The sequence below is a fragment of the Flagellimonas amoyensis genome (assembly GCF_003058265.1).
Lineage (GTDB): Bacteria > Bacteroidota > Bacteroidia > Flavobacteriales > Flavobacteriaceae > Flagellimonas > Flagellimonas amoyensis.
Genome location: NZ_QBUK01000009.1, coordinates 87,549 through 100,262 on the forward strand (window position 1 = coordinate 87,549; position 12,714 = coordinate 100,262).

The 12,714-nt window shown below is 47.0% G+C and carries 10 protein-coding genes; 7 read left to right on the top strand and 3 right to left on the bottom strand.

Annotated features, from left to right (window positions below):
* Window positions 1-75 precede the first annotated feature (75 nt).
* Window positions 76-3,414, top strand: a complete 3,339-nt coding sequence (locus DB398_RS13235) for a DUF2723 domain-containing protein (RefSeq protein WP_108424931.1) — start codon at window positions 76-78, stop codon at window positions 3,412-3,414.
* A 34-nt stretch (window positions 3,415-3,448) separates the two neighbouring features.
* Here the strand turns inward: DB398_RS13235 and DB398_RS13240 are convergent, their stop codons facing one another.
* On the bottom strand, window positions 3,449-3,745 hold the full coding sequence (locus tag DB398_RS13240) for a thioredoxin family protein (protein WP_072878191.1): 297 nt from the start codon (window positions 3,743-3,745) through the stop codon (window positions 3,449-3,451).
* A 208-nt stretch (window positions 3,746-3,953) separates the two neighbouring features.
* Here DB398_RS13240 and DB398_RS13245 point away from each other — a divergent pair, with 208 nt between their 5' ends.
* A complete protein-coding gene (locus DB398_RS13245; RefSeq protein ID WP_108424932.1) occupies window positions 3,954-4,616 on the top strand; it encodes a hydrolase in 663 nt (220 codons plus the stop codon).
* A gap of 2 nt (window positions 4,617-4,618) precedes the next feature.
* Here the strand turns inward: DB398_RS13245 and DB398_RS13250 are convergent, their stop codons facing one another.
* Entirely contained in the window at window positions 4,619-5,851 is a 1,233-nt protein-coding gene (locus DB398_RS13250; protein ID WP_108424933.1) for a metallophosphoesterase, read from the bottom strand.
* A gap of 56 nt (window positions 5,852-5,907) precedes the next feature.
* Window positions 5,908-6,627 carry a copper homeostasis protein CutC gene (locus tag DB398_RS13255; RefSeq protein ID WP_108425062.1) on the bottom strand — a complete coding sequence of 240 codons (720 nt, stop codon included), beginning with the start codon at window positions 6,625-6,627 and terminating at the stop codon, window positions 5,908-5,910.
* A 40-nt stretch (window positions 6,628-6,667) separates the two neighbouring features.
* Between DB398_RS13255 and DB398_RS13260 the strand changes: the two genes are divergently transcribed.
* The 5 genes from DB398_RS13260 to DB398_RS13280 all read left to right on the top strand — a co-directional run bounded on the left by DB398_RS13260 (window position 6,668) and on the right by DB398_RS13280 (window position 12,708).
* A complete protein-coding gene (locus tag DB398_RS13260) occupies window positions 6,668-7,669 on the top strand; it encodes an isoaspartyl peptidase/L-asparaginase family protein (RefSeq protein ID WP_108424934.1) in 1,002 nt (333 codons plus the stop codon).
* Between the two features lie 190 nt (window positions 7,670-7,859).
* Window positions 7,860-10,694 carry a DNA polymerase I gene (gene polA / locus DB398_RS13265; protein WP_108424935.1) on the top strand — a complete coding sequence of 945 codons (2,835 nt, stop codon included), beginning with the start codon at window positions 7,860-7,862 and terminating at the stop codon, window positions 10,692-10,694.
* A 30-nt stretch (window positions 10,695-10,724) separates the two neighbouring features.
* Entirely contained in the window at window positions 10,725-11,729 is a 1,005-nt protein-coding gene (locus DB398_RS13270) for a hypothetical protein (RefSeq protein ID WP_159076437.1), read from the top strand.
* Between the two features lie 74 nt (window positions 11,730-11,803).
* Window positions 11,804-11,932 carry a hypothetical protein gene (locus DB398_RS18635; RefSeq protein ID WP_262497747.1) on the top strand — a complete coding sequence of 43 codons (129 nt, stop codon included), beginning with the start codon at window positions 11,804-11,806 and terminating at the stop codon, window positions 11,930-11,932.
* Window positions 11,933-12,102: 170 nt separating this feature from the next.
* The gene (locus DB398_RS13280; protein ID WP_108424937.1) at window positions 12,103-12,708 is read left to right on the top strand and encodes an SET domain-containing protein; all 606 of its coding nucleotides are present in this window, start codon (window positions 12,103-12,105) and stop codon (window positions 12,706-12,708) included.
* Window positions 12,709-12,714: the final 6 nt, after the last annotated feature.

Consider the following 12,714-nt stretch of genomic DNA (forward strand, 5'->3'; position numbering starts at 1 on the left):
AAGCTTTTCCAAAAATGGCCAACCTTCTGTTCTATATTTACTAAATTCGCCACAATTCGGTTAACCACCAGTTCTATGTTCGAAAAAAACTTCAGAAAATGGGATACCATCCTAGGGTGGTCATCCTTTGCCATTGCCTTTATCGTTTACGCCCTAACCGTAGAGCCCACAGGAAGTTTTTGGGATGCCGGGGAATACATTTCCACCTCTGCTAAATTGCAGGTGGGACACCCCCCTGGAGCTCCTTTGCTTCAGATGATTGGTGCCTTTTTTGCCTTGTTCGCCTTTGGCGACGCTTCAAAAATAGCCCTCATGGTGAACGCCGTGTCCATAGTTTCCAGTGCCTTTACCGTATTGTTCACCTTCTGGACCATAACCAACCTGACCCAAAAACTCATTACAAGCAACAGCCCCATGTCCAACAGCAAGGCCATTGCCATATTGGGAAGCGGTCTGGTGGGTGCATTGGCCTTTACCTTTTCCGATAGTTTTTGGTTCAATGCCGTGGAGACCGAGGTCTATGCCATGGCCAGTCTGATCATGGCACTTTTGCTCTGGCTGGGCCTGAAATGGACGGACAATCTGGACGACCCAAGGGGCCACCGATGGCTTTTGCTCATCTGTTTTATGGTGGGCCTTACCTTTGGTATCCAGTTCATGGGCTTTTTGGCCATCCCATCCATTGGCCTGCTCTATTATTTCAAAAGATATAAGACCACCACGGTCAAGAACTTTCTGCTGGCCAACATCATAGTGATTGCCATTTTGGTATTGGTCTATAAATTCTCCCTGACCTATGTGCTCGAGCTCTTTGGTTGGAGCGAGGTCTTCTTCATCAATGAAATCGGGCTTCCGTTCAATTCCGGTTCCATCATCATGGGACTACTGTTTGTCGCCGCCTTTTATTTTGGCCTGCGCTACACGCGAAAGCACAACTTCTATAGTGGACACTTGATCATCATGTGCCTCATGTTCCTCATCCTTGGTTTTTCCTCATGGTTGATGCTCCCCATCAGGGCCAATGCCAAAACGGTGGTCAACGAGAACAACCCTGCCGATGCACGTGCACTTTTAGCCTATTACAACAGGGAACAGTATCCTGGGGTGGACAGTCCAATTTATGGGGCCTACTACTCAGATGCCTTTGCGCCTTCCGGCGAGGACAGGGACGACAGCCCCAAATACGAAAAGGACCTGCAATTGGGCAAATATGTCATCGTGAACAAGTATGAGGATGCTGTTCCGGGGCCCAATGAAAAGCATGTGGGACTACTGCCCCGTATGTGGAGCGACCAACATGCCGAAAACTACATGCGCTATTTTGGCGTATTGAATTTCCGGATCAAATCCGAATACATCTCCAACAACGAGTTAAGGGATGCCGTGGGCCAATTTAAGGCCGCCTACGCCCGAGGAGAGCTGGATTCCGAGCAATATATCCGCTTCCTTCGGGAATTTGGGGAATATATTGAAGTGGAGCCGCCCACCTTCGGCCAAAACTTCCGCTATATGCTCGAGTTCCAGTTTGGCTATATGTACATGCGTTATTTCATGTGGAACTTTGTGGGCAAACAGAACGATGTACAGGGCCGTTACGATGAAAATGGCGACTGGCTCAGCGGTATCGGTTTTGTGGACAGCCTCCGATTGGGCAGTCAGGAGAACCTTCCCAGCGACTGGACGGACAATAAAGGGCGCAACACCTATTTCTTCTTGCCCCTTCTATTGGGCATTCTGGGCATTGTTTTCCAGATTTCCAAAAACCCCAAACAATTTTGGGTTTTGTTCATCTTTTTTATGTTCACCGGGCTTGCCATCCAGTTCTATACCAACCCTTATATCTTCCAACCCCGTGAAAGGGACTATTCCTTGGTAGGATCTTTCTATATATTCTGCATATGGATCGGTATTGGGGTATTTGGCCTTTACGAAGAGTTCAAAAAACTGTTGACCCCAAAAATAGCGGCCCCCGTGATCACCAGTCTGTGCCTTTTGGCCGTTCCCTTGCTCATGGCCGCACAGAACTGGGACGACCATGACCGCTCCGACCGATATACCGCGCCTTCCACAGCAAAGGCCTATCTGGATTCCTGCAAGGAGGACGCTGGTGCCATCCTGTTCACCATAGGTGACAACGACACCTTCCCGCTATGGTACATCCAGGAAATTGAAAATTACAGGACCGATGTCCGTATTGTCAACACCAGTCTTTTTGCCACGGATTGGTACATTGACCAGATGAAGAGCAAAGCTTATGAAAGCGACCCCATTCCATCCCAATTGACGCACGACAAATACCGGTATGGGACCAGGGACGCCATTTATTACCAAGGGATCACGGACAGCCGATGGACCATCAAAGATTTCATCAACTGGGTAGGGAGCGACAAGCCGCAGACCAAGTTCAGACATATTTTGGAAAGTCGTGGGGCCGACCTCAGCGCATATCCGGAAAACAATCTGGACATTGTGTACTACCCCACCAATAAGATCAGGATCCCTGTGAACAAACAGAACGTGTTGCAAAGTGGCCTGGTCAAGGAAAAAGACTCCGCCTTGATCGTGGATTATATCGACATTGACCTTCCACAGAGCGCGTTGCCCAAAAACCGCATGATGATGTTGGACTTGATCGCCAACAACGATTGGAAACGTCCCATCTATTTCTCGGGCGGTAGTTTTGACAGTGCCGAGTATATCTGGATGAAGGATTACCTGCAAATGGACGGACTGGTCTATAAATTGGTACCCATCAGGACACCGAACAGGAATTCGTTTGAATTGGGCCGTATTGATGCGGAACTCACCTATGACATTGTGAGGAAATGGGATTGGGGCAATTCGGGCAGTAATGACATCTACCATGACCCCCAGACCCGCTCGCAAGGACTGTCCTTCAGAAGCAATATTGCCCGATTGATGGAGACCTTGATTGAAGAGAAAAAGATAGACAAGGCCAAGGACGTCATCGAAGTTGCCATGACCAATATGCCCGTGGAACATTTTGGCTTCTATGCTTTTGTGGAACCCTTTGTGGATGGGTACTACAAAGTGGGCGAAACTGAAAAGGCACGTGAAGTTTACCGAAAGTTGAAAAAAATATATCAGGAACGTCTGGAATATTATGCCAACATCCCCTTGGACGAACAATATGAGAAGATGGAGGACATCTTGGCCGATATGCAAGCCTACCGAAGGAACATCGACATCCTGATCGAGAACCAGGACAGGGAATTGGCGGAATCCGAAACCTTGATCTTTAATGAGTACATCGACAAGTTCTCCCAATTTGTGGAAGGTGAGGACGAGGAAGACCTGCTGGAAGAACCGCTGGGCATAGACCCCGATATGGAGGATTCCATCCCACTGGACACCATCAGGCCGGTTGAGGAAGACTCAGCAATACAACAGTAAATAAAAAAGCGAGGTAAAAACCTCGCTTTTCTTTTTAGATATATTCGTTCAAAATGCCTATCAGCGTATTGGCGTCCTGTTCGCCGCTCTGTCGCCAGACCATTTCGCCTTTTTTGTAGATCATCAAGGTGGGCAATCCTTTTATCCGAAGGGCCTGTGAAAGCTCCTTGTTCTTGTCCACATCGATTTTAATCACTTTTCCCTTATCGCCAAGGGCAGCGGCCACATCACGCAATACAGGGTGCATGGATGTGGACTGTTCGTTCCATTCCGCATAAAAGTCCAACAGTACGGGGACCTTTACATCTATGAGTTCACCAAATTTGGACATGAATTCTAAAGGTTTACGGTCAAAAATAAGAAAAAATGTTAACGTTTTATAGGCCGACATTGCTTTCCCTTCAACTCCGTAGTTAAATTCACGTTAAACCTCATCTGGCCAATTATCTTAATGCCGTATTTGGATAAAAAGTATCATTAGGTTTTCCGATAGCAACTATAAATAAACAAGGCCCAAAACCTCATAAGTCAAGAAAATTATGGAATCCATCCCAACATTTGGCAGCAGGTTACGCAAAAACATAGTAGCAGTTCCTGAAATTATCGATGGTTGTACAGGTATTCGAATTTTTGGACAGCTTTTAAAGTCGTTCCTGTTCTCCACCGATGTTGCGATTATAAGGAACACCAATGCACATGCAATTTTGGCCGTATATCCCTTTACGCCCCAACCCATGATTTCCCAATCGTTGATACTTGCAGCGGACAAGCCTATTTTTTGTGGGGTTGGCGGAGGCATAACAACGGGAGCTAGATGCATAGAATTGGCAGTACATGCCGAGTTTCAGGGTGCTTTGGGAATAGTGCTCAACAAGCCTGCCCCCAACGAATTGATCACAAAACTGAAAGAACGGATAGACATTCCCGTCATCATCACCATAGTTTCAGAACATGATGACATTGAAGGGAGAATAGCCGCTGGAATAGACATTTTAAACGTCTCTGGCGCTGACAAAACCGCAGCCATTGTTAGAAAAATCAGGAAATTGGACAGCAACATCGCAATAATGGCCACAGGTGGAAAAACGGATGCAACCATTTTGGAATCTATTGAAGCTGGGGCAAATGCCATTTCCTACACCCCTCCAAGTACTGCTGAGCTATTTAAGGATATTATGATAAAGTACAGGGAACACCCTTAATGTTATGCCAGCCCTTTTTTCTTCAAGGTGATCACGGAGATTTCGGGCCAGATGCCAAAACGACCCGGGTAACCAATAAACCCGAAGCCGCGGTTCACGTTGATGAACTGTCCCAGTTCTTTGTAGATGCCCGCCCAATACTTGTAGCGCCATTTCACAGGGCTCCACTTGATCCATCCGGGAATCTCCACCCCAAACTGCATGCCGTGGGTATGGCCACTCAAGGTCAGGTGGAAATGGTAATCGTCATGGATCACCACATCTTCCCAATGCGAGGGATCATGGCTGAGCAATATCTTAAAATCATTTGGGGAAACTCCCTGTTTGGCCTTTTCAAGGTCCCCGGCCTTTTTAAATCCGCCGCGCCCCCAGTTCTCCACTCCGACCAGGGCAATTTTCTGCCCATCTTTTTCCAGGTATCGGTTGGAATTCAAGATCAGGTCAAAGCCCATATCTTTCTGCAAATTCTTGAGGTCTTCCAGATTTTTGGATTTGGCCTGTTCTGTGGGCCAGACGGCATAATCGCCATAATCGTGGTTGCCCAGAATGGAAAACTTGCCATCCTTGGCCTCCAATCGGGCAAAGACATCTTTCCAAGGTTCCATTTCATCAGATCGGTTGTTCACCATATCGCCAGTGAAGAAAATCACATCACTTTGCTGTTGGTTGATGAGATCCACACCATAGGCCACTTTGTTGTGGTCGTCAAAACTGCCACTGTGCACATCCGAAATTTGGGTGATCTGGTAATTGTGGAACGCATCGGGAAGATCATCGAATTCCAGTTCGTATTTGAGCACCTGATAGTTGTATTTTCCGCGGTACATGCCATAGAGCAAGGCACCAAAAGGCAAGGCTGCCAATCCTAGCGCCAAACCACTGATGAACTTTCTGCGCGATGGGAAATAACCGGCATCGGGGTCGGACATCCCGACCAATTTATTGTATCCAAACCCAAACAAACGGACCACATCTTCCAACAAAAGGAAAAAACCCAATACCAAGGCCAATAAGAAAAAGGCCGCAAAAATGGTCCCGGCCACGGCCATGCTCCCTTTGAACCCATTGCTGGGATCGTAGCCCATGATCTTTATCGCCAAAAACAACAGCGCCCCCAGAAACAACACCCCGTAGGCCCAGTGCATCCATGGACTCTTGAACAAGGTTCGGAATGCCTGGAAACCGTATATGGCCAATACCACATAAAGAAAGGACAGTATAATAAATCGGGACATCGTATATTTTTTTGCAAAATTATGGGTAATACAGCAGAAAGAAGGCCTTTTTAATTTTATTTAACGGCCTGCACAACGCTTCGCAAGGTATCCAAATGGCTGAGCGCCACACGATCTTCCACCAAATGTTTGGACGAATTCATGGGAATCTTTCCCGAAACATCGAGCTGGTTTCCAAAGGAAGTCCCCGAACAATGAATGGCCCGCAACCCTATTTTTTTGAACCCAACGGCATTGGAAGAAGACACCCCTCCCCCGGCCATAATGGTCATGTAAGTTTTTTTCTGCCAATCTTCGAGTTGCTCCAATCCCTTTTCCGCGGAAGCATGTCCGCCCGAGGTCAGGATGGTGTCCACACCCAATTCTTCCAACTGTTCGAGTGCTTTCAAAGGGTCACCCACCCAATCAAAAGCGCGGTGGTAGGTAAAATGTATTGGTTGGGCAAGTTCCACCAATTGCCGGGTGCGTTCCACATCCACAGAAAAATCCCTCAACAGCACCCCCGAGACCACTCCGTCCACACCCAGTTCCATACAGGCCACAATGTCCGCTTTCATCACTTCAAACTCAGCATCGGAATAGGTAAAATGGCCGCTGCGTGGACGGATGAGCACATGCACGGGAATAGTCAACCGTTCCCGCACCCGTTGGATCAGGCCCATGGATGGGGTAATGCCCCCTACCCCCAGTTCGGAGCAGAGTTCGATTCGGTCCGCTCCTGCCTTTTGAGCATTTATGGCCGATTCCAAGGAATTGGCACAAACTTCTACAAGCATATTGCTATATTTATCCAGCTTAAAAATAAAGATCCCTTGCATGAAACGACGCAATTTCCTTAAAAATTCCAGCTTAACGGCAGCCGGATTGGTTTCTGCCTCTACCATTGCCGCCTGTAAAATGGAGAACAAACCCGAAGAAACACCAATTTTGGCCACAACTCCAGTGAATCCCATCAAACCCATTGTGGTCTGCACTTGGAACTTCCTGAATGCTACCGACAAGGCTTGGGAAGTACTGAAATCAGGAGGAAGCTCCCTGGATGCCGTGGAACAAGGGGTAATGGTGGAAGAGGCCGATGTGACCAACGAGACCGTGGGCAAGGGTGGCCGGCCAGATCGGGATGGGAACGTCACCTTGGACGCGTGCATCATGGACAAGGACGGCAATTGCGGCTCCGTGGTCTGCATGCAGAACATTGCACATCCTGTATCTGTGGCAAGAAAAGTGATGGAAGAGACACCACATATTATTTTGGCCGGAAAAGGCGCTGAAAAATTTGCCTACGAACAAGGGTTCAAAAAAGAGGACCTGCTGACCGAAAGTACCCGAAAACAGTACCAAGAATGGTTGAAAACCTCCAAATACGAGACCATCATCAACATAGAGAACCACGACACCATCGGCATGCTGGCCATTGACGAGAAAGGGGATATTGCCGGGGCCTGCACCACCAGTGGCATGGCCTACAAAATAGCGGGGCGCGTGGGCGATTCCCCCATCATCGGGGCAGGACTTTTTGTGGACAACGAAGTGGGTGGGGCAACCGCAACGGGCGTTGGCGAAGAAGTCATCCGTACCGTGGGCAGCTTTTTGATCGTGGAACTGATGCGGCAAGGCAAAAGTCCGCAAGAGGCCTGTGAGGAGGGCGTAAAGCGCATCATGCAGAAAAACAAGGACCGTAAGGATTTCCAGATCGGGTTCCTGGCCATCAACAAAAATGGGCAAACCGGTGGGTATTGCGTGCATCCCGGCTTCACGTATCGCGAGTATAGCGAGAAGGGCCATGAGAACAGGGAGGTGACGAGTTTTTATAGTTAGAAACAAGACCGCTGCACTGTTGGACATTAGATGTTAGACCGCTTCGCTTCTGGAAACAAGAACAAAGACGTCTCTATTCTTGGCTCTATATTCTAGGTTCTTTTGAGCAGCAATTCGTACTTTTAATCCCCACCATTTTTTGATCATCTCACATTACTGATTGTTTATTGAACATTGATATTTGAATAACATGCCTGAACAAAAAAGACTTTTCCTTCTCGACGCCTACGCACTCATTTTCCGTGGCTATTATGCCCTCATCAAAAACCCAAGGATCAATTCCAAGGGTATGGACACCTCCGCGATCATGGGTTTTATGAACTCCCTTTTCGATGTGATCAAGCGGGAACAGCCGGACCATTTGGCCGTGGCCTTTGACAAGGGTGGCAGTGTGGAGCGCACCGAGCTTTTTGAAGCCTACAAGGCCAATCGGGACGAGACCCCCGATGCCATCCGCATAGCCGTGCCCTTCATCCAACAAATCCTGAAAGCGATGAAGATTCCCGTAGTGGAACTGGAAGGCTACGAAGCGGATGACCTCATCGGCACCTTGGCCAAACAGGCCGAGAAAGAGAATTACAAGGTGTTCATGGTGACCCCTGATAAGGATTTTGGGCAGTTGGTGAGCGAAAACATCTTTATGTACCGCCCGGCCCGACTGGGCAACGGAATTGAGATCTGGGGAATTCCCGAAGTGCAAAAACGCTTTGGGGTGGAACGTCCGGAACAGGTGATTGATTATCTGGGGATGATGGGCGATGCGAGTGACAACATTCCCGGACTGCCAGGGGTGGGCGACAAGACCGCCAAAAAATTCCTGGAGGATTTTGGTTCCCTCGAAGGGCTGTTGAGCAATACGGACAAACTTTCGGGCAAAATGAAGGAAAAAGTGGAAGAAAATGCCGAATTGGGCCGACTTTCTCGAAAATTGGCCGAGATCAAGACCGATTGTGAGGTGACCTTCCACGCTGATGATTATGAAATGTGTCCGCCCGATTTCGAAGAAGTACAAAAGATCTTTGAAGAGCTCGAATTCCGAAGGTTGAAAGAGCAATTCATCAAAATATTCTCTGGCGAAGCCGAAACCGGAGCACAGGTGACCAGTACGGAAACCGCAAAACAAGAGGCCAAGGTGGCCGGCAGTGGACAGTTTACCCTCTTCGGTGGCGACCCTACCGAGGCCCCGGCAACCATCAAGGATGTGAGCGGCAGGAAGACCATTGCCGATGTCTCCCATTTTTATCAGACCGTGCAAAAGGGGCTGGGCATGGAACTGTTCTTGGAAACCCTGATGAAACAACCTGCCGTGTGTTTTGACACGGAGACCACCTCCATCAACCCCTTGGAAGCCGAACTGGTGGGCATCGCCTTCAGTTGGTCGCCCGGCAAAGGGTTCTATGTGCCCTTTCCCGAAACCAGAAACGATGCCATGCCCTTGATCAAGAAGTTGCGGCCTTTCTTTGAATCGGAGACCATTCAAAAAATTGGGCAAAACTTGAAATACGACATCAAGGTGATGCTCAATTATGGTGTGGATGTGAAAGGCACATTGTTCGATACCATGTTGGCCCATTACCTCATCAACCCCGATATGCGCCACAACATGGATGTGCTCTCGGAGACCTATCTCAACTATACGCCCGTGTCCATCACCGAACTCATCGGCAAAAAGGGCAAGAACCAGTTGAACATGCGGCAAGTGCCGTTGGACCAGCAGACCGAATATGCTGCGGAGGATGCCGATGTCACCTATCAGTTGGCACAGCATTTTGCTCCTGAACTGAAAGAGACGGGCACCGATAAATTGTTTGCGGACATCGAGGTTCCGTTGCTACGTGTTTTGGCGGATATGGAACGAGAGGGCATCAATTTGGATGAAGCCTACCTGAAAGATCTCTCGACCGCTCTTGAAACAGACATTGCGGAGTTGGAAAAGAAAATTTACGAGCAGGCCGGAGAGCAGTTCAACATTGCTTCCCCCAAACAGTTGGGCGATATCCTTTTTGAGAAATTAAAACTGGTGGACAAGCCCAAAAAGACCAAAACAGGGCAATATTCCACTGCAGAGGACGTGCTTTCCTATTTGGCCAAGGACCATGAGATCATCCAAAATGTGCTGGACTACCGCGGACTTACCAAACTGAAAAGTACCTATGTGGATGCCCTACCGAATGAAGTGCAAAAACACAGTGGCCGGGTACACACGGACTATATGCAAACGGTGGCCGCTACGGGTCGTTTGAGCAGCAACAACCCCAATTTACAGAACATCCCCATCCGCACGGAACGGGGGCGACAAGTGCGCAAGGCGTTTATCCCGCGAGATGAAAACTATGTGTTGCTTGCTGCGGATTACTCCCAGATAGAACTCCGCATCATTGCGGCCTTGAGTGAGGAGGATACGATGATCTCCGCTTTTAAACACGGGGAGGACATCCATGCTTCCACGGCATCGAGGGTGTTCAACGTGCCGATCGGAGAAGTGACCCGAGAGCAGCGCAGCAATGCCAAAACGGTGAACTTTGGAATCATTTACGGGGTGTCAGCCTTTGGGTTGAGCAACCAAACGGACCTGAGCCGTACCGAGGCCAAAGACCTTATCGACACCTATTACAAGACCTACCCCAAGCTGCGGAACTACATGAGCGAGCAAATAGATTTTGCCCGTGACCACGGCTATGTGCAGACCATTTTGGGCCGAAGACGCTATTTAAAGGACATCAATGCCGGAAACCAAGTGGTGCGTGGGGCCGCGGAGCGCAACGCGGTGAACGCACCCATACAAGGAAGTGCGGCGGACATCATCAAGATTGCGATGATCAACATCCATAAAAAACTGGCGGAAGGTAACTACAAGACCAAAATGCTCTTGCAAGTGCACGATGAATTGGTGTTCGATTGCTATAAACCGGAGTTGGAGGACATGAAAAAATTGATCAAATCCGAAATGGAGAACGCTTACCAACTCTCCGTGCCCTTGGATGTGGAAGTGGGCGTGGGTGAGAATTGGTTGGAGGCGCATTGAGTTTAACCAAGAATGCAAGAAAAGAACAGCATGAGCAAATCTTTATTTACAATCCTTGTCTTCTTCCTATGTTTTTCTTGCCAAACCAAATCTAAGATTGAGGGAAACTGGGTCTTAGCCTATTATCAAATTATCACTAACAAGGACACGATCAAGCTAAACGAGTGCCAACTGATCTCCATAAATGAGAACACATTAAAATATCTTACTTGCCAAAAAAACAACATTGGTGATACTTCCTTTTACTCTAAAAAGTATCAGAAGGAAGGCAACCTAATATATTTCAACGATGATGTCGAAAATTCTTTTAAAATTATTTCTGTCAATTTGGATAGTTTGGTTTTGAAAGATACAAGAGACAGCAATCAGTACACTTTTGTTTACAAAAAACTTCCACCAGATTATAAAAGTTCTAGTTGGAATCCAATAAATAAGAAATATGAATTTATAGGAAAAAATGGAAAGGCATATTTTGAATTCATCACCGATTCTTTAATGCTAGAATATAATTTGAATACAAAATTATTCTCCACAAAGAAATGGTGGTTGGAAGAATTCGAAAACTATAGCTTTCTTGTTTTAAACCAACTTGATGCGCCTCAACCAATTTTGATCGACTCAGTAAACCAACAAACTATCTTTCTCTCAACATATGACACCAGCATCAATCATTATTCATTAAAAGAATATCAACCGCCTGATGTAAAAAAGAATCTACAAGGAGAGTGGAAACTTTTAAAATCAGATATTCCTCCTTCACCTCCCGAAAGTTTGATTTTCCAGTTCGAAAAATTTCAAATAATATCAGATTCAATTTTTGCTGGTAATTCTAGAATTCCATTCAAAGAAAAATGGATGCAAACTGGAAATGGAGCAAACATTTTATTCCCAACAGAAAAATCAAAATATTGGAGACATTGGAAAATAATCGAATTAAAACAAGACACTCTAGTATTAGAAATGCCAGATGTGTTTGCACTGGACTCACCAGATATGCCTAATAGGTTGAGAATTAGAACCTATATAAAAAGTTAACTCTAACCTTTTTGAGTTTGTTATATTGCTAATTTCAATCCATCTCAACCTAAACCCAAGGAACACTCTACAAAATGGAAACAACCATAAAACCCCTCTATTTCACCAGCAAGACCTATGGGGTCTGCAAAGTCTTGAAACCAAAATTATTGGAAGCCGTTCAGGAAAATTCCTCCGAAGGGTACAATGGCGAAGAGAATTAAAACATGAAAAGCCCAACTTCACCAGCTGGGCTTTTCATTTTTCAACCCTTTGTTTTACATCTATTTAACTACCTATTTCACTGCTAAAAAAAATTATTTGCCCCTTCTAAAATTTCCATCAACGGATCGAACAATTTTATACCTTCATTCGAAAATTCATTACGTATAAAATGATTCATCCCGATACAGAATTGCGCTTTATCAGCAACGAAATTGGCTACGGCGTCGTGGCCACCAAATTCATTCCCGCAGGGACCATTACCTGGGTGCTCGACGAGTTGGATCGCGAGTTCACCCCTCTGGAACTGCAACAGATGGCCCCCATCTACCAAAACATTCTGGACACCTACACCTTTCGGAACAACAAGGGCAACTATATCCTTTGTTGGGACAACGGGCGGTACGTGAACCACAGTTTCAACTCCAATTGCCTCACCACAGCCTACGATTTTGAGATTGCCATCCGCGACATCCAACCCGGGGAGCAGCTCACGGACGACTATGGCTACCTCAACATCCCCATTCCCTTTAGGGCCGCCGATGAGGGCACCCGCCGAAAAGTGGTGTATCCCGACGACCTGCTGAAATATTACAAGGTCTGGGACAACAAGATCAAAAAGGTGTTTGCCCACATCACCGAACTACAGCAACCCTTGCGACCCATCCTCAATGAAGGGCTTTGGAACAAGATCGAACACATTATAGGCGGCGAGGAAGAACTCGAATCCATATTGGCCAATTTCTATAACGGAAACCACGCAGCACTTTCCAAATAACCCACC

Excerpts from the sequence above, each read along its gene's own strand:
- DB398_RS13235 (WP_108424931.1), top strand. The coding sequence starts at position 76 with ATGTTCGAAAAAAACTTCAGAAAATGGGATACCATCCTAGGGTGGTCA.
- DB398_RS13240 (WP_072878191.1), bottom strand. The coding sequence starts at position 3,745 with ATGTCCAAATTTGGTGAACTCATAGATGTAAAGGTCCCCGTACTGTTG.
- DB398_RS13245 (WP_108424932.1), top strand. The coding sequence starts at position 3,954 with ATGGAATCCATCCCAACATTTGGCAGCAGGTTACGCAAAAACATAGTA.
- DB398_RS13250 (WP_108424933.1), bottom strand. The coding sequence starts at position 5,851 with ATGTCCCGATTTATTATACTGTCCTTTCTTTATGTGGTATTGGCCATA.
- DB398_RS13255 (WP_108425062.1), bottom strand. The coding sequence starts at position 6,627 with ATGCTTGTAGAAGTTTGTGCCAATTCCTTGGAATCGGCCATAAATGCT.
- DB398_RS13260 (WP_108424934.1), top strand. The coding sequence starts at position 6,668 with ATGAAACGACGCAATTTCCTTAAAAATTCCAGCTTAACGGCAGCCGGA.
- polA (WP_108424935.1), top strand. The coding sequence starts at position 7,860 with ATGCCTGAACAAAAAAGACTTTTCCTTCTCGACGCCTACGCACTCATT.
- DB398_RS13270 (WP_159076437.1), top strand. The coding sequence starts at position 10,725 with ATGAGCAAATCTTTATTTACAATCCTTGTCTTCTTCCTATGTTTTTCT.
- DB398_RS18635 (WP_262497747.1), top strand. The coding sequence starts at position 11,804 with ATGGAAACAACCATAAAACCCCTCTATTTCACCAGCAAGACCTATGGG.
- DB398_RS13280 (WP_108424937.1), top strand. The coding sequence starts at position 12,103 with ATGATTCATCCCGATACAGAATTGCGCTTTATCAGCAACGAAATTGGC.